The following is a 15,173-nucleotide window of genomic DNA, read 5'->3' on the forward strand; positions in this document are numbered from 1 at the left end:
GCAGCCGACAGTTTGGATGCCGCAGCCCGGACGTGGCTTGCGCCCGCCAAGATAAATCTGGCGCTGCACGTCACCGGCAAGCGCGCCGACGGCTACCATTTGCTCGAGAGCCTGGTCGTTTTCACCCGCTTCGGCGACAGGGTCGAGATCGAGCCTGCCGACGCCGACCGGTTCTCCGTATCGGGCCGTTACGCGACTTCCGTGCCGATCGACGACAGCAATCTGGTGGTGAAGGCGCGCGAGGCGCTGCGCAGGCAGGCCGGCCAGCAGAGCACGCCGCCGGTTGCCATCCGGCTGGAAAAGAACCTGCCGGTCGCATCCGGCGTCGGCGGCGGCTCGAGCGACGCGGCGGCGGTATTGCAGGGTCTTGTCCGGACCTGGGGTCTCGACATCGGCGAGGCCGAACTGGCGCGGATCGGTCTCACGCTCGGCGCCGACGTGCCGATGTGTCTTGCGGCAAAACCGCTGGTTGCGCGTGGCGTCGGCGACGAGCTGTCGCTGGTGCCGGATTTTCCGGCGCTCGCTTTGGTGCTGGTCAATCCCGGCGTCGCCGTCTCGACGCCTGATGTGTTCAACGCACTTGAGAAACGCGACAATGAGGGATTGCCGCCGCTGCCGCGTGCATTTGACTTCCACAGTGTCCGCAACTGGCTGGAGATCACCCGCAACGATCTCGAACCGGCGGCGCAGGCGATCCAGCCGCCCATCGGCAGAGCGCTTTCCCTGCTGAACAGGGCCGGATCTGGATTCTCGCGCATGTCGGGATCCGGCGCGACATGCTTCGGGCTGTTCGAGACCGGCAATGTCGCCAAGCGCGCCGCCGCCGAGATTCGCAGTCGCGAACCGGAGTGGTTTGTCGCCGCGACACGAAGCATCGCTTCGGAGGGGGCCGATGGCCAAAATTGACGAGAGCCGGCCGTTCATCCCGGTGCGCATCGCGGTGCTGACGGTGTCCGATACGCGCAGCCTTGCCGACGACAAATCCGGCCAGACGCTGGCTGATCGCATCGCCGAGGCCGGCCATGTCCTGGCCGCGCGCGACATCGTCACCGACGACCGGGAGAAAATCCGCGACAAGGTGCTGGGCTGGTCGCGCGACGAAGACATCGATGTCGTCATCACCACCGGCGGCACCGGTTTTACCGGCCGCGACGTGACGCCGGAGGCGCTGGAGCCGATCTTCGAGAAGCGCATGGATGGCTTTTCCGAAGTGTTCCACCGCATTTCCTACGACAAGATCGGCACCTCGACAGTGCAGAGCCGGGCGACGGGCGGCGTCGTCAACGCCACCTTCGTCTTTGTGCTGCCGGGCTCGCCCGGCGCCTGCAAGGACGCCTGGGACGGCATCCTGAAACCGCAGCTCGACTACCGCCACATGCCCTGCAACTTCGTCGAGATCATGCCGCGCCTGGACGAGCATTTGCGGCGCGGCAAGGCCGCCTCGTAAACCAAGGCAAAGCCGGCCAAGTGCTGCCTTTGTCAGGCAGAATGGCGGCTGCGCCTTCGAGAGGTCATTTCCTCCGGGTCGTCGGGCGGATAGTCTGTCGCCAAGTCAAGACGGAAGAGATCCAATGAGCGCGCACCGCGGCGGCTGCCATTGCGGCAACATCCACCTGACCTTCGAAACCGGAATTGAGCCGTCCGAGATGGAGATCCGCGCCTGCCAATGCGCCTTCTGCGTCCGGCATGGCTCACGCGCCGCCGCCGATCCGCAGGGGCGATTGATCGTCGCGGTCGAGGACGAGGCCCGGCTGCACCGATACCGGTTCGGATTGCGCACCGCCGATTATCTCATCTGCCGGGACTGCGGCGTCTATGTCGCTGCTGTGACCACCGACGGCGAACCGAGAGCGATCGTCATCGTCAATGCGCTGGATGACCGGCCGCGGTTCAACCGCGAGCCGGTCCCAATGGACTATGATGCCGAGAACAAAGAGGGTCGCATTGCCCGGCGGCAAGCGCGCTGGATGCCGGTCGAGATCCGCTCCGGCCTCAGCGGATGACCGGTTCGCCGTGGAAGCGGCGGCGCGAGGGCGGCGAGACGCCGAAGCCGACCTCCATCATCAGCCGTGGCGTGGTGGACGGCACGGTGCCCATGTGGAAGCCGAACGGGTCCTCGACGAAGCCGAGGCCGGCCTCGCCGGTCAGCGTGACCGGGCTGTCGTCGCCATAGACCTTGAGCACGTCTTGCGCCGGATGGCCGACCAGCAGCGTCAACTGGTGCTTGAGGCTGCGCCTGTTGTGGCTGCCTTTGACATAGACATGCGGGCCGGTGCCGGCATCGCAGGGCTTGAGATAGAAGAAGAATTTCAGCATCCGCCAGTCGTCGAGATCGAAATGATATTTGCCGAGCGAGGCAAGGTTCTTGTCGGCGTCGGAAGCCTCGCCGGTCGGAAAGCTCCACCAGATACGCGTGGTGATCAGCTTTGCCTGCCCGCCCAGATAGTGCTGGGCGATGTCGAGCAGCAGCGGGTCGTTCTGGATGGCGAGTGCCGCCTTGCAGCCGAGGATGCGCTCGAAATAGTGTCCGCTGAGCAAAGAGCGGCCGAACCGCTTCTCGGCTTCTGCGTGTTCTCCGGGCATGAATTCGAGCCGGCGGTCGAAATTGCCGAAGCACGGCGTGCTCTGAGCAAAGCTGGCGATCTCTTCGTGGATTGCCTGCGGAAGGACCAGTCCGGAGAACAGCCCATCGGTGCGCAGCGCCGCGACGATCGACTTGAGGTCGACGCCCCTGAACATCGTCGCTCCGGCACTCTGCGCGGGGCGCGCGGCTTTGGCGCCAAGCCAGTGCAGCTTGCGCGCCGGCATGGTGCGGGCAAGCACGAACATCGGCAGCCATGCGGGATTTTCGCGCAGGTCGGACAGATAGGTCGGGATACGCACCGCAATGCGGCGGAGCAGGCTGCCGTTGCGGGCAATGGCTTCCAGACTGGGGGCGCCGGATTTGTCAGGGGACGAAAGGTTCATCGGGGTCCTCAGATATGAACGGCAGCAACGATGACGCGGCGCTTGCTTACCGCTCCGGCACTACCCAAACCCCGATATCCCGCATCAACGGAATGCTAATCCCGCGTCAGCTTTTGTGCAATGCACAATAGCTTTTTGCGGCGAAAAAGAGGGATGGTGCTGCGACCGTGCCAATGCGGATGAGACGCCGACGCTGCCCCTCATCCGCCCTTCGGGCACCCTTCTCCCTGGGAACGGGAAAAGGGAGAAACATCACTTCTTCGGCGCCAGCCAGATTTCGGCGTCGAGCCGCCTGGTGGCGAGACCGCGCGCAAGGGCTTCGGCGCTGTGCGCGTTCTTCGACAGGGCAGCGGCCTGGCGCTTGCTGATGACCAGCCCTTCGGCCAGCGCCCGGTTGCCCGAAAACACCCGTGACAGGAACGGCGTGCGGCTGCCGCGCGCACGGCAAAAGCGCGCCGGCATGGTTTGCCGCGCCGTGTGAGCGACAACGTCGTCGATCCAGCCCTCCGCCAGCCTTGCGCCGGGTTCCAGAAACAGCAGCCAGTCACCCTTCGCCTGTCTGATTCCCGCGGCAATGCCGCCGGCCACGAAGTGGCAGCCGGCATGATCGGCAACCCGATGCGTCTGGTCGGTCGAGCCGGTGTCGCAGACGATGACATCGCGCACCACGCCCTCGACCGCGCCGCCGATCAACGAGGCGAGCGTGCGGGCAAGGCCTTCTTCGTCATCCCGGGTTTCGATGAGAACGCTGAGCATTTTTAGCCGAATAGCGGAAAGCCCTGCGCAGCGCCAGTTTTGCATGGCCCAACGAAAAAGTTCTTGCTTTGTTCTCATCAGCGAAATAGGATTATTTTCATGAATAGAGCAATTCGACAGCCAGCCGACAGTCCTTGGGAAAGGGCCAAAATGGAACATATCGTGCGTGCGGACATTGCTGCTTTCGGAGCAGGGCGAGCCGAGATGGCCAATGCGATGATCGAACAGAGCGGCATGCGGGTCCGTCCGGATCGCAACCGCGGCCGTTCCGCGGGCATCAACCCGTCCGGCCGGTTCGAGCCGGTCAGCCGGCATGTGTTCGACGACGGCTGGAATTCGCTGGAGGAATTGCCGCCGTTCAAGACCGAAGTGCAGGTTGAGAAGCCGCGCGCCATCATCACCCGCAACGAATCGCCCGACATTTCCTTCGACCGCTCGATCAACCCCTATCGCGGCTGCGAGCATGGCTGCGTCTATTGTTTCGCCCGGCCGACGCATTCCTTCATGGGCCTGTCGCCGGGGCTGGATTTCGAAGCGAAGCTGTTTGCCAAGCCGGATGCGGCGCGGCTGCTCGACAAGGAACTATCGAAGGATGGCTATCAGCCGCGCACCATCGCCATCGGCACCAACACCGATCCCTACCAGCCGATCGAGAAACAATACCGGATCATGCGCGAGATCCTCGAAGTGCTGGAGGCGCGCGGCCATCCGGTCGGCATCGTCACCAAATCCCATCTGGTGACGCGCGACATCGACATCTTGTCGCGCATGGCCGAACGGGGCTTGGCCAAGGTGGCGCTGTCGGTGACAACGATGGACCGCATGCTGGCGCGCACCATGGAGCCACGCGCGTCGACGCCGACCAAGCGGCTTGAGGCGATCCGGCAGCTTTCCGATGCCGGCATCCCGGCCTCTGTCATGGTGGCGCCGATCATTCCCGGCCTGACCGACCAGGAGATGGAGCGCATCCTCGATTCGGCACGCGCCGCAGGCGCCCGCGAGGCCGGCTATGTGATCCTGCGCCTGCCGCTCGAGGTGGCGCCGATCTTCAAGGACTGGCTGCTGCGCCACTATCCCGACCGCTACCGGCATGTGATGTCGCTGATCCGTTCGATGCGCGACGGCAAGGACTATGATTCGGAATGGGGCAAGCGGATGAAAGGCGCCGGCCCCTATGCCTGGCAGATCGGCCGGCGCTTCGAGATCACGGCCAAGCGGCTCGGCCTCAACGCCGAGCGGCGCACGCTCCGAACCGACCAGTTTGTCGCCGCCGCCAAGGCGACCGAGCAGCTGATGCTGCTCTGAGAGTAGCGCCTGCCCTGCCCTCGTGGTTGGCAGGCGACCCAAGAATCCCGTCCGGCCTGTCCCCCGGCCTGCAGACGGTGCCCTCCCGGTCTTGCCCCACTCGACCCTGGAGGGACTTGCGGAGAATCGGAGCCGATGCGAACCTCGCCGCAACATGGCTCGCGCGCGTTCCGATTCTCCGCTTCTTTTCGAAATCGTCGAAAAGCCCGACTTCTCTTTCGAGACGAAGGCGATGGCCGAAGGCCTGTGGCCGGTGGCAGGCATGGACGAGGCCGGCCGCGGTCCGCTGGCCGGGCCGGTGGTGGCGGCGGCGGTGATCCTCGATCCCGCGAACATTCCTGAAGGGCTAGACGATTCCAAACGGCTCAACCATTTGCAGCGCGAGGCGCTGTTCCTGAAAATCCTGGGGTCAGCGCTCGGCGTGTCGATGGCCTCGGTCAGTGCCGAAGGCATTGACGGCAGCAACATCCTCAAGGCCAGCCTGGAAGCCATGCGCCGCGCCCTTGCCGGCCTGCCGATCCAGGCGAAGCTGGCGCTGGCCGATGGCCGCGATGTGCCGCCGGGCCTCCTCTGCGAAGGCCGCGCGCTGATCAAGGGCGACCAGCGCTCGCAATCGATCGCCGCCGCCTCGATCGTCGCCAAGGTGATGCGCGACCGCATGATGTGCGGCTGCGGCAGCCATCACGAGCGCTACGGGTTCGAGGTCCATATGGGCTACGCCACCGTGCGGCACCGCACCGCGATCGAAGCGCATGGTCCGGTGGCAAGGCTGCACCGGGCGTCATTCGCGCCGTTCAGGCTGGGTGGAGTTGAGGTGGTTGAGGAAGAGAGCTTCGCCGGGTTGGAGTAATGGTAATCTCCCCCCTTGAGGGGGAGATGGCCGGCAGGCCAGAGGGGGTCGCCGCGCGTGAAGCGCTAGCCCTTACTGGCCGCAGAAAGAGCGTCGCGCCCGGTCGCACCGCCCCCCTCTGTCGCCTTTGGCGACATCTCCCCCTCAAGGGGGCAGATTGTCCGCGCTCAACAAAAAAGCCGCCAGGTTGCCCGGGCGGCTTGATGTCAGCGAGTTAACCCCGCTCAGTTCAGCCTGGCCTTCACGTCCTGCAGCGCGGACTTGAACAGGTCGGCGCCGGCCTTGGCGTCGATCTTGCCGGCAAGCAGCGTGCGGGCCGCCTCGACAGCGATGTCGACGGCGCTGGCGCGCACTTCGGCGACGGCTTCGCGCTCGGCCTGGCCGATCTTCTGCTCGGCAAGCGCGGTGCGGCGGGTGACATAGTCTTCGGTCTTCTTGTGCGCCTCGGCGGCAAGCATGTCGGCTTCGCGCTTGGCGGCAGCGACGATGGCTGCGGCCTCCTGCTCGGCTTCCTTGCGCTTCTTCTGGTATTGGCCGAGCAGTTGCTGGGCCTCTTCGCGCAACCGGCGGGCTTCCGCAAGCTCGTCGCTGATCTTGGTCGCGCGGGCGTCGAGCGACTTGGCGATCAGGCCCGGCACCTTGATGTAAACGGCAACGCCGAGGAAAATGACGAGGGCAACCGTTGCCCAGAGCGTTGCGAGAGATGTGGCGTCCATAATGTGCTCCTCACCGGGCCACGGATTTGACCGCAGCCGAGATCTCGGCCTTGCTGGTCTTGCCGCCGACAAGCGCATCGACGATGGCTGAAGCGGTGTCCTCGGCAATCGTGCCGACTTCCTTCATGGCGTTGGCCTTGATGGAAGCAATGCTGGCCTCCGCCTCGCCGAGCTTCTTGTCGAGGGCGGCCTCGACCTTCTTGCGGGCAGCCTCGGCTTCAGCCTTGGCAGCGTCGTTGGCCTGCTGGCCGATCGCGTTGGCCTTGGCCTTGGCTTCCGCCAGTTCCTGCTCGTAAGCGGCAACGGCGGCGTCGGCCTCGCCCTTCAGCTTGGCGGCCTGGTCGAGGTCCTGCGTGATGCGATCGCTGCGGACGTCGATGATGCCGCCAAGGCGCGGCATCACCACCTTCTTCAGGAACAAATAGAACAGCCCGAACGTGATCGCCAGCCACAGAAGCTGGGACGGAAACGTCGCCGGATCGAATGGCGGGAACGTGCCGTGCGCCTCGGCAGGCACGCCGGTGCCGGAATGCGTGTCGCCTTCCGTACCGGTATGGGCGCCTTCAGCGGCGGGTGCGGACTCTTGCGCAAACGCAGATGTCACGAACATGGACTATCCCCTGATATCAGGCATGGCCGCAGGAATGCGGCCAGCCAATTCTTCCCAATGCTCGTCCGACCAATAATTGGCCGAACAGGGGCTCAGCCGAACAGGGCGAGAAGCGCGATGAGAAGCGAGAAAATGCCCAGAGCTTCGGTCACGGCGAAGCCGAAAATCAGGCGGCCGAACTGGCCATCGGCGGCCGACGGATTGCGCAGGGCGCCCGCCAGGTAGCTGCCGAAGATGTTGCCGAGGCCAATGCCCGCGCCGCCCATGCCCAGGCAAGCGATACCGGCGCCGATGTACTTTGCTGCTTCTGCGTCCATTTTAAACTCCTTTGGATCTGTAATTCGTTGCAATTCCATCCGGCGAAAGATGCCGGAAATTCTAGGTCAGTGCCCGGGATGCAGGGCGTCGTTCAGATACATGCAGGTCAGCACCGCAAAGACGTAGGCCTGCAGGAAAGCGACCAGCAATTCCAGCGCGGTCAGCGCGACTGCCATGGCCAGCGGCAACACCGAACCGGCAACGCCGACGGCGCCGAGCGCGCTCAGGCTGACGACGAAGCCCGAAAACACCTTCAGTGTGATATGGCCGGCCAGCATGTTGGCGAACAGACGAACCGAGAGGCTGACCGGGCGCGACACGAAGGAGATCACTTCGATCAGCACCACCAGTGGCAGCAGGAACACCGGAACGCCATGCGGCACGAAGAGCTTGAGGAAACCCAGACCGTGCTTCGTGAAGCCGTAGACAACGACGGTTCCGATCACCAGGGCTGCGAGGCCGAAGGTGACGATGATGTGGCTGGTGACGGTGAAGAAGTACGGGAAAAGGCCAAGCAGGTTGGCGACCAGTACGAACATGAACAACGAGAACACGAAGGGGAAGAACTTCATGCCCTGCGTTCCGGCGGCGTCGCGCAGCATGTTGGAGACGAACTCGTAGCCCATTTCCGAAACCGACTGCAGGCGCCCGGGAACAAGGCTGCGGCTCGAGGTCGAGAGGTACAGAAACGCCGATGCGACGAGGACGGTCGCGACCATGAACAGGGACGAATTGGTGAAGGACAGGTCATAGCCTCCGATGTTGATCGGAATCAGCTTGACGATATGGAACTGGTGGATCGGATCGACCTTGTCAGCAGCCATTTACATCCCCGTCAAAGCCGCGAACGGCCTTAAGTGTCCTTGTGCGCCGTTGGCGGCGCCATTTCATTCTTTCGGATCGTGCGACTTCTCGCTTTTTCCGAATTCCGCCACAACACCTGACGAACGCAGGACATTGAGCACGCCGGCGCCAAAGCCCAGCAACAAGCCGACGACCAGACCCCATGGCGAGGTTCCCGCCACACGATCCAGAAACCAGCCAAGGCCCACACCCACCACTATCCCGGCGATGAACTCGCTGGACAGCTTGAGCGCCTGGCCATATCCGGCCGTCGCTTTCGCGCCGTCATTCCCCTCGAGCTGATCCGGCCGTCTTGTCGCAAGCGATGCTCCAAGCTCACGCCGGCGGCGTTCGAGATCTTCGTCGCGGATGTCGGCCTCGTGCTTGCTGCCGCGGCCGGTTTCTCCGGTTCCGTCTGGCCCGTTCTTGTCGGCCATCGTAACCCCCCTGCCCGGTCAGACCGTCACCGTCCGTCCGCTTCTAAAGTCGCCGGCAACATAGTTAGAGGGTTTGCGCCCGTCAAGCCACGGGCGGGACTTCAAAGCCATGTATTTTTTCTATTGGAATCAACCACTTGGCGAGGTGCGACATCGTGCCCGGCACTATCGGGTCGGCACATGCCCCGAATCCGTCCGGCGACCGCTGTCCGATTTCGGCTTCCAGGGCCTTTGCGGTTCGTTTGCGACAGGCAAGCCGAAGGGCTCAGCTCCAGCCGCCGCCATACGTGCGGTAGAAGATATGCAGGCCGATCTTGGTCATCTTCTGCATCGTGCGCGCCCAGCCTGGATGGACATAGTTGGCGTAGTAATGGGTCGATGAGCCGACTTCGGGAATGAAGATCTTGCCGGCGGTGACCGCCATCGCGACGTCCTGCGCGGTCTTGTAGTGGGCGGGGCTCTCGATGCGCTTCTTGCGGCCGTCGCAGGCGAAGGAGAACTGGCAGCGGTTCAGCCAGTTGTCGTTCTGGTAGACGACGCCGCAAATCGAGTTCGGATAGGCCGGATTGCGGACTCGGTTCAGAATGACCTGCGCGACGGCGGCCTGGCCGCGCACGGATTCGCCGCGCGCCTCGAAATAGATGCCGTTGGCAAGGCAGGCCTGCTCCTTCGTGGAGAAGACGCTGGCCGGCAGCGGGTTCTGGATCCACGAATGATCGCCCTTGGCCATCGGCGGAATGAAGCGCCCGCTGCTCGGCTCCTCGTCCTGCAGCAGCGCTTCGAAGGGCGAGGCCTTGGCGTAATCTGGTTCGGCCTGGGCATAGGCGGTGGCCAGCACGTCCGGTCTGTCATTGTTGACGAGGGCGGCAAGCATGGCCGGCACGCCGGGATCGGGCTTCTTGTCCACATTGGTGTGGAAGGCCTGGGCGATCTGGATTTCCTTGCCCTTGATGCCGGGCTTGGCGAAGGCGAGCTTCAGGCCGCTGTCCATGCTCGGCCGCAGCAGCGAGGACGTGCGCTGAAAGATTGAGCCGGCATTGAAGTTCTTCGGCGGCGCCACCGGCGAGACCTGGATGATGCGGCCCTTCTTGTCGGCGCGCATGATGCGGTCCTCGTCGGGCGTGATGCCGGCGACATTGCCCTTGCCGCGAAACGAGACCTTGCCGACGCCGGGCAGGCGCACGCCCGAGCCCGAGAGCGAACCGGTGGTGACGGAATCGATGAAAGGCATTTCGGCGGCATGAACCGAGCCGGCGACGGAGCGCTCGACATAAGAGTTCCAGCGGGTGCCCGAAGCTTCGAGGCCGGAAATCAAGCTGCCCATGTCCTGGTAGGCGACGACGGTCGGAAAGCCGATCCAGATGCCGAGCCCGATGACCAATGGCGATACGAAGGAACGTCTTTTCTCACCGGCGGCGGCGGCCAGCCGCTTCAGGACACGTCGATGCACGGGGAACTCTCCAGAAACGCCACTGAGCCACTGGAGAGCCAAAGTGAAGCATTAACCTTGATGCGGGGTTAACGCGGTCGATCGTGTTGTTCCGAAGCGGCCCGAAATGGGACGCCGTTTGCCGGCGGCAACCCGTCAGTTCGGCCGCAGGAAAATTGGCAATGCAATCAAGGCGCAGAGCGCGCCCACCAGCCAGACGCCAGGCCACGACCAGACAAGCAGCAAAGCCGGAATGGCGGTCGGCACCACGAAGAAGGCGATGAAGACGAAGCTGTTGGCAAGACCGAGCGCGGTTCCGGCGCGGCTGGCGCCGGCAAGCGTGGCGAGTTCGGTGTAGGCGACGCCATGCCAGGCGGAGACCGAAATGCCGGCAACGACCAGCAGCACGTCGATCGCCGGGTTCAACGCGGCATGGGCGTCTGGCGTGGCTCCTGCCGCCACGACCAGCAGGCCGACGGCCGCGAAGCCAAGCGCGCTTGTCATGCTGCAGAGGCGCAGGAACCAGCGGCGGTTGCCATGGCGGTCGGTGAAGCGGCCGCTCCAGACCCGCATCACCATCGCGCCGGTCTGCACCGCGGCAAGGCTGGCGCTGATCGTGAGCGTGGCCATGCCGGCGAAATCGTGCAGGAAAACGGAGGCGAAGGTGAGCACCGCCACTTGCGGAAAGCAGAGCAGGCCGATGGCGGTGGCGATGCGCCAGACCTCGACATTGCGCAGCGGCGCCGGACCGCCCGACTTCGCCATGGCCATGCTGCCGGCATTGTCCAGTTCCGGCGGCTGGTGCAGCCACCGCCAGGCAAACAGCGCAGAGACGGCGTTCATGGCGGCCAGCAGCCCGAAGACCGCCGCGAAACCGTGCACCGATGCCAGCGACGGCAGGACCAGCGCGCCGAGCCCGCCGCCGAGCGGCACCGCGGTCTGCCTGATGCTCATGGCAAAGCCACGTTCGCCTTCGTGGAACCAGGCCATGATGGCGCGGCCGCTGGAACCGTTGACGCTGCCGCCGAGCAGGCCGGCGACCAGAAGGCACGCGGCCAGCATTGCGACGCCAGGCACATAGGTCACTGAGGGCACGATGAACAACGCCATCAGGGCGAGCCACGCCGCGGTCGCACCAAGGCCGGTCAACAGCACGCCGCGATCTCCCCAGCGGTCGGTGAGCAGGCCCCAGGGCAGTTCGCTCAAGGCGACGCCCAGTCCGAGAAGGCCGAGGACCAGACCGAGATTGCCATTGCTCAAGTGATAGCCCGACCGCAGAAACACCGCCGCCGCCGGTATGCCGGCGAAGGTTGCGGAGAAACTGGCATTGGCGGCAACGCCGATGCCAAGCACCTTCCAACGATGATTGGCGCGAAATCGTTCAGCCTTCGACGTGACGGCGGCGGCTCGGCCAACCCGGCCTGGCTCACAATTTGCGTCGGCAATCGACATGGCGGGACTCCTGTTGATGCCCTTTCGGGACCTTGACGCCTCGTCTTTACCGCCATAACTTCATCCCGAATATCGGGAAGTTTTTGACAATTTCTCCCGAAAAACAGGATCGTTATGATGCGCCGCGTAACCTTCGACCTCGATGTCCTCCGAAGCTTCGTCACCGGCATGGAACTCGGCAGCTTCGCCAAGGCCGCCGACCGGCTTGGACGCTCGACCTCGGCGGTGAGCGCGCAACTGAAGAAGCTGGAGGACCAGGCGGCGACGCCGATCTTCCGCAAGTCGGGCCGCGGACTGGCGTTGACGGAAGCCGGCGAAACCATGCTCGGCTATGCCAGGCGGCTGCTCGAGTTGAACGACGAGGCGGCCTCGGCCATCCACGATGTCGAGTTGGAAGGCTGGGTCAGGCTCGGCCTGCAGGAGGATTTCGGCGAGGCGGTGCTGCCGGAGGTGCTCGGACGCTTCGCCCGCGCGCACCCCAAGGTCAAGATCGAGGCGCGGATCGGGCGCAGCTATGAACTCGCCGAGCGGATCACATCAGGCAATCTCGACATTGCGCTGGCCTGGGACAGCGGCCAGGCGCTGCCTTACAGCCGGCATGTCGGCGACGCGCAGTTGCGCTGGATCGGGCCGGCAAAGCTGATCGAGACCAGGCTGCGCGAGGGCGAGGCACTGCCGCTGGTGGCGCTGGAAGCGCCATGCCTGCTGCGCACGGTGACGACGGAAACGCTCGACCGCGCCGGCCTGCCGTGGCGGATGGCCTTCTCCAGCCCCAGCCTTGGCGGCATCTGGGCGGCGGTCGCCGCCGGCCTCGGCCTGACGATCCGCACGGATATCGGCCTGCCGGCCAATGTCAGGGCGATGGCGCCGCAAACGCTGGGCTTACCCGCGCTGCCGACCATGGCGCTGGTGCTGCACCAGAAAGACGCCGAACTGGACCCGGTGGCGGCGCGGCTGGCGGATATATTGTGGCACGCGGCGGTGGCGGCGCTGCCGCAGGACGAGCGGTTGAGAGAGGTCGCTTAGACGGAAGCGGCTGTCCAGCGTAGCGTTCCGTCACACCCCCCTCTGTCCTGCCGGACATCTCCCCCGCAAGGGGGGAGATTGGATCTCGCGAATGCTTTCGCCAATTTTCAACGTTGCAAGAGAGGCTCCAAAGACGAAACGACTGATCTCCCCCCTTGCGGGGGAGATGCCCGGCAGGGCAGAGGGGGGTGCTGTCCCGCCAGCCTGAAGCTTATTTGCGCTCACTTGCGCTTGTTCGCTCTCCCCGCGAACGGGTTGTCCGAAGTCCGCAGCGCTATCCTGATCGGCACGCCGGGCATGTCGAAGGCTTCGCGCAGGCTGTTGGAGAGGTAGCGGACATAGGATTGCGGCATCGCGTCGGGCCGCGAGCACTGGACGACGAAACCCGGCGGCCGGGTCTTGGCCTGGGTGACATATTTGACCTTGAGCCGGCGGCCGGCGACGGCGGGCGGCGGGTGATGCGCCAGAATGCTTTCCAGCCAACGGTTGAGCTTGCCGGTGGAAACGCGGCTGTTCCACACCTTGTGCGTCTTGATGACGGCATCCATCAGCTTGTCGAGGCTGCGCCCGGTCTCGGCCGAAACCGTCACCGCCTGGATGCCGCGCACCTGCGGCAAAAGCCGTGTGGTCTTTTCGCGCAGTTCGGCCAGCAGTTCCTGCGGATTGTCGATCAGGTCCCATTTGTTGAAGGCGATGACCGGCGCCCTGCCCTCGCGGATGATCAGGTCGGCGATCTGCAGGTCCTGCTTCTCGAACGGGATGGTGGCGTCGAGCACGATGATGACGATCTCGGCAAAGCGGATGGCGCGCAAGCCGTCCTGCACCGACATCACTTCCAGCTTTTCATGGATCCTGGCCTTGCGGCGCATGCCGGCAGTGTCGAACAGTTTCAGCCGGCGGCCATGCCAGTCCCAGTCGACGGAGATGGAATCGCGGGTGATGCCGGCTTCCGGGCCGGTCAACAGCCGCTCTTCGCCGATCAGCGCGTTGATCAGCGTCGACTTGCCGGCGTTGGGCCGGCCGACGACGGCAATGCGCATCGGCTTGGTGTCGTCATAGGCGGGTTCGGCGTCGGGATCGGTGATGTCCTCGCCGATCAGCACCTCGCTGGCGGCGACGTCCTCGGCCTCGTCTTCTTCCTCGCCGAAGGCGCGGTCTTTGCCCAGCGCCTCGATCACCGCGTCGCGCAGATCGGGCATGCCCTGGCCGTGCTCGGCCGAGACCGGGATCGGCTCGCCGAGGCCGAGTTCCCAAGCCTCCAGCATGCCGCCCTGGGCGCCCTTGGCCTCGGCCTTGTTGGCGACCAGCACGACCGGCTTGCCGGACTTGCGCACGATCTCGGCAAAGGTGCGGTCGTCGGGCAAAAGCCCGGACTTGGCGTCGATGGTGAAGAAGATCAGGTCGGCTTCGCGGATCGCGATCTCGGTCTGCGCGCGCATGCGGCCGGGCAACGTCGAGGCGGCGGCGTCTTCGAAACCGGCGGTGTCGATGACATCGAAATGCAGATCGTAGAGTTTGGCCGCGTGGACGCGACGGTCGCGGGTGACGCCCGGCGTGTCGTCGACAAGCGCCAGCTTCCGTCCCACCAATCGGTTGAATAGCGTCGATTTGCCGACATTGGGCCGGCCGATAATGGCGACTTTGAAGCTCATCCGGCTATCCATATCATCGCCCAAACCGCAGCGCGCCCTTGGGTCAGGCCCGAGGGCAGGCTTTGGGCGATGCGTATCATGACGCGCCCGAGCCGCGGATCAATTCCGACATCAGCGTCGCCCGCTGGCGCGCGTTGCGCGGGGCGCCGTCATCGGCGGCGATCTGGTCGAACAGTTTCAGCGCATCCTGGGTCTTGCCTTCCTTCCAGGCGGCAAGGCCGAGCGCTTCGCGCGCCGTGTGGCGCAGCGTGTTGTTGTCGGCGGTCAGCGCCTCGACGCGGCTGGAGACGTCGGAGAAGGAGCCGTGATCGACGAGCAGCAGGGCGGCCCGCAGGCGCGCCATGTCGCGAATACCTTGGGGAATGGCGTTGTCGGCGGCGACGCCATCGAAATCGGCGACGGCGGCGGCAAAGTCGCCCTTGTCGGCCTTGACGGTTGCCGCGCGCATGCGGGCGAGCAGCGGATAGGCGCCGTAGCCGTCCTTTTCCAGCTGTTCGAGGGCGGTCAGCGCCTCGTCGCTCTTGCCGTCATTGGCAAGCTTCAGCGCCTGCGAGAAGGCATCGCCGGAGCGGTTGGCGCGGGTCTCGTCCCAATAGCGGTAGCCGACGAAGGCGGCGGTGCCGAGAACCACCAGGATGGCGAGGCCAAGGATCGCCGGACCAAAGCGGTCCCATAGCGCCTGCGCCTGCTCGCGACGGATCTCGTCGTTGACTTCGCGGATAAAACTGTCGTCGGACATCAATCAAAACCATTGCTGCCCTAACAGGGGCGCTTCTTGAGCCCGCGTTTTAGCGAAATTTCGCGGGCATGGA

The 15,173-nt window shown here is 64.8% G+C and carries 17 protein-coding genes; 6 read left to right on the top strand and 11 right to left on the bottom strand.

Annotated elements, in window-relative coordinates; genetic code table 11:
• Positions 1-12: 12 nt before the first annotated feature.
• The 3 genes from NKI35_RS02915 (at position 13) to NKI35_RS02925 (ending at position 2,003) form a co-directional block, all read left to right on the top strand.
• On the top strand, positions 13-906 hold the full coding sequence (locus NKI35_RS02915) for a 4-(cytidine 5'-diphospho)-2-C-methyl-D-erythritol kinase (RefSeq protein WP_352738453.1): 894 nt from the start codon (positions 13-15) through the stop codon (positions 904-906).
• The gene (moaB, locus tag NKI35_RS02920; protein WP_023729313.1) at positions 893-1,447 is read left to right on the top strand and encodes a molybdenum cofactor biosynthesis protein B; all 555 of its coding nucleotides are present in this window, start codon (positions 893-895) and stop codon (positions 1,445-1,447) included. Before NKI35_RS02915 ends, moaB begins: the two co-directional genes overlap by 14 nt.
• Before the next feature lie 124 nt (positions 1,448-1,571).
• Positions 1,572-2,003, top strand: a complete 432-nt coding sequence (locus tag NKI35_RS02925) for a GFA family protein (protein ID WP_023726393.1) — start codon at positions 1,572-1,574, stop codon at positions 2,001-2,003.
• On the opposite strand, the gene NKI35_RS02930 is transcribed toward NKI35_RS02925, so the two are convergent.
• Positions 1,993-2,967: a hypothetical protein gene (locus tag NKI35_RS02930; protein ID WP_352667571.1), complete on the bottom strand. Its 975-nt coding sequence runs from the start codon at positions 2,965-2,967 to the stop codon at positions 1,993-1,995. The genes NKI35_RS02925 and NKI35_RS02930 overlap by 11 nt on opposite strands.
• 252 nt (positions 2,968-3,219) lie before the next feature.
• Positions 3,220-3,723: a glycosyltransferase gene (locus NKI35_RS02935; RefSeq protein WP_023687105.1), complete on the bottom strand. Its 504-nt coding sequence runs from the start codon at positions 3,721-3,723 to the stop codon at positions 3,220-3,222.
• A 150-nt stretch (positions 3,724-3,873) separates the two neighbouring features.
• Here NKI35_RS02935 and NKI35_RS02940 point away from each other — a divergent pair, with 150 nt between their 5' ends.
• Together NKI35_RS02940 and rnhB are read left to right on the top strand one after the other, a co-directional pair.
• Positions 3,874-5,028: a PA0069 family radical SAM protein gene (locus NKI35_RS02940; protein WP_352738457.1), complete on the top strand. Its 1,155-nt coding sequence runs from the start codon at positions 3,874-3,876 to the stop codon at positions 5,026-5,028.
• Positions 5,029-5,182: 154 nt separating this feature from the next.
• On the top strand, positions 5,183-5,878 hold the full coding sequence (gene rnhB, locus NKI35_RS02945; RefSeq protein WP_352738460.1) for a ribonuclease HII: 696 nt from the start codon (positions 5,183-5,185) through the stop codon (positions 5,876-5,878).
• 224 nt (positions 5,879-6,102) lie between these two features.
• On the opposite strand, the gene NKI35_RS02950 is transcribed toward rnhB, so the two are convergent.
• The 7 genes from NKI35_RS02950 to NKI35_RS02980 all read right to left on the bottom strand — a co-directional run bounded on the left by NKI35_RS02950 (position 6,103) and on the right by NKI35_RS02980 (position 11,683).
• Complete coding sequence (locus tag NKI35_RS02950; RefSeq protein ID WP_023668483.1) at positions 6,103-6,594, bottom strand: F0F1 ATP synthase subunit B; 492 nt, start codon at positions 6,592-6,594, stop codon at positions 6,103-6,105.
• A 10-nt stretch (positions 6,595-6,604) separates the two neighbouring features.
• On the bottom strand, positions 6,605-7,204 hold the full coding sequence (locus NKI35_RS02955) for a F0F1 ATP synthase subunit B (protein WP_023684380.1): 600 nt from the start codon (positions 7,202-7,204) through the stop codon (positions 6,605-6,607).
• A gap of 92 nt (positions 7,205-7,296) precedes the next feature.
• Complete coding sequence (locus NKI35_RS02960; protein ID WP_006206606.1) at positions 7,297-7,521, bottom strand: F0F1 ATP synthase subunit C; 225 nt, start codon at positions 7,519-7,521, stop codon at positions 7,297-7,299.
• A 66-nt stretch (positions 7,522-7,587) separates the two neighbouring features.
• Positions 7,588-8,346: a F0F1 ATP synthase subunit A gene (locus tag NKI35_RS02965; protein WP_023668485.1), complete on the bottom strand. Its 759-nt coding sequence runs from the start codon at positions 8,344-8,346 to the stop codon at positions 7,588-7,590.
• Between the two features lie 63 nt (positions 8,347-8,409).
• Positions 8,410-8,802: an AtpZ/AtpI family protein gene (locus NKI35_RS02970; RefSeq protein WP_023668486.1), complete on the bottom strand. Its 393-nt coding sequence runs from the start codon at positions 8,800-8,802 to the stop codon at positions 8,410-8,412.
• Between the two features lie 265 nt (positions 8,803-9,067).
• Positions 9,068-10,252: a cell wall hydrolase gene (locus NKI35_RS02975; protein ID WP_352738463.1), complete on the bottom strand. Its 1,185-nt coding sequence runs from the start codon at positions 10,250-10,252 to the stop codon at positions 9,068-9,070.
• A 135-nt stretch (positions 10,253-10,387) separates the two neighbouring features.
• The gene (locus NKI35_RS02980) at positions 10,388-11,683 is read right to left on the bottom strand and encodes an MFS transporter (RefSeq protein ID WP_352738465.1); all 1,296 of its coding nucleotides are present in this window, start codon (positions 11,681-11,683) and stop codon (positions 10,388-10,390) included.
• Between the two features lie 117 nt (positions 11,684-11,800).
• Between NKI35_RS02980 and NKI35_RS02985 the strand changes: the two genes are divergently transcribed.
• Positions 11,801-12,709 carry a LysR substrate-binding domain-containing protein gene (locus tag NKI35_RS02985; protein WP_023668489.1) on the top strand — a complete coding sequence of 303 codons (909 nt, stop codon included), beginning with the start codon at positions 11,801-11,803 and terminating at the stop codon, positions 12,707-12,709.
• Between the two features lie 221 nt (positions 12,710-12,930).
• On the opposite strand, the gene der is transcribed toward NKI35_RS02985, so the two are convergent.
• Complete coding sequence (gene der / locus NKI35_RS02990; protein WP_023692116.1) at positions 12,931-14,361, bottom strand: ribosome biogenesis GTPase Der; 1,431 nt, start codon at positions 14,359-14,361, stop codon at positions 12,931-12,933.
• Between the two features lie 76 nt (positions 14,362-14,437).
• The gene (locus tag NKI35_RS02995) at positions 14,438-15,100 is read right to left on the bottom strand and encodes a tetratricopeptide repeat protein (RefSeq protein ID WP_352738467.1); all 663 of its coding nucleotides are present in this window, start codon (positions 15,098-15,100) and stop codon (positions 14,438-14,440) included.
• Positions 15,101-15,173 lie beyond the last annotated feature (73 nt).

It is taken from the genome of Mesorhizobium sp. M0676 (assembly GCF_040320535.1).
GTDB lineage: Bacteria > Pseudomonadota > Alphaproteobacteria > Rhizobiales > Rhizobiaceae > Mesorhizobium.

Excerpts from the sequence above, each read along its gene's own strand:
- NKI35_RS02955 (WP_023684380.1), bottom strand. The coding sequence starts at position 7,204 with ATGTTCGTGACATCTGCGTTTGCGCAAGAGTCCGCACCCGCCGCTGAA.
- NKI35_RS02930 (WP_352667571.1), bottom strand. The coding sequence starts at position 2,967 with ATGAACCTTTCGTCCCCTGACAAATCCGGCGCCCCCAGTCTGGAAGCC.
- der (WP_023692116.1), bottom strand. The coding sequence starts at position 14,361 with ATGAGCTTCAAAGTCGCCATTATCGGCCGGCCCAATGTCGGCAAATCG.
- NKI35_RS02970 (WP_023668486.1), bottom strand. The coding sequence starts at position 8,802 with ATGGCCGACAAGAACGGGCCAGACGGAACCGGAGAAACCGGCCGCGGC.
- NKI35_RS02985 (WP_023668489.1), top strand. The coding sequence starts at position 11,801 with ATGCGCCGCGTAACCTTCGACCTCGATGTCCTCCGAAGCTTCGTCACC.
- NKI35_RS02940 (WP_352738457.1), top strand. The coding sequence starts at position 3,874 with ATGGAACATATCGTGCGTGCGGACATTGCTGCTTTCGGAGCAGGGCGA.
- NKI35_RS02980 (WP_352738465.1), bottom strand. The coding sequence starts at position 11,683 with ATGTCGATTGCCGACGCAAATTGTGAGCCAGGCCGGGTTGGCCGAGCC.
- NKI35_RS02995 (WP_352738467.1), bottom strand. The coding sequence starts at position 15,100 with ATGTCCGACGACAGTTTTATCCGCGAAGTCAACGACGAGATCCGTCGC.
- NKI35_RS02960 (WP_006206606.1), bottom strand. The coding sequence starts at position 7,521 with ATGGACGCAGAAGCAGCAAAGTACATCGGCGCCGGTATCGCTTGCCTG.
- NKI35_RS02935 (WP_023687105.1), bottom strand. The coding sequence starts at position 3,723 with ATGCTCAGCGTTCTCATCGAAACCCGGGATGACGAAGAAGGCCTTGCC.
- NKI35_RS02950 (WP_023668483.1), bottom strand. The coding sequence starts at position 6,594 with ATGGACGCCACATCTCTCGCAACGCTCTGGGCAACGGTTGCCCTCGTC.
- rnhB (WP_352738460.1), top strand. The coding sequence starts at position 5,183 with ATGGCTCGCGCGCGTTCCGATTCTCCGCTTCTTTTCGAAATCGTCGAA.
- NKI35_RS02965 (WP_023668485.1), bottom strand. The coding sequence starts at position 8,346 with ATGGCTGCTGACAAGGTCGATCCGATCCACCAGTTCCATATCGTCAAG.
- NKI35_RS02925 (WP_023726393.1), top strand. The coding sequence starts at position 1,572 with ATGAGCGCGCACCGCGGCGGCTGCCATTGCGGCAACATCCACCTGACC.
- moaB (WP_023729313.1), top strand. The coding sequence starts at position 893 with ATGGCCAAAATTGACGAGAGCCGGCCGTTCATCCCGGTGCGCATCGCG.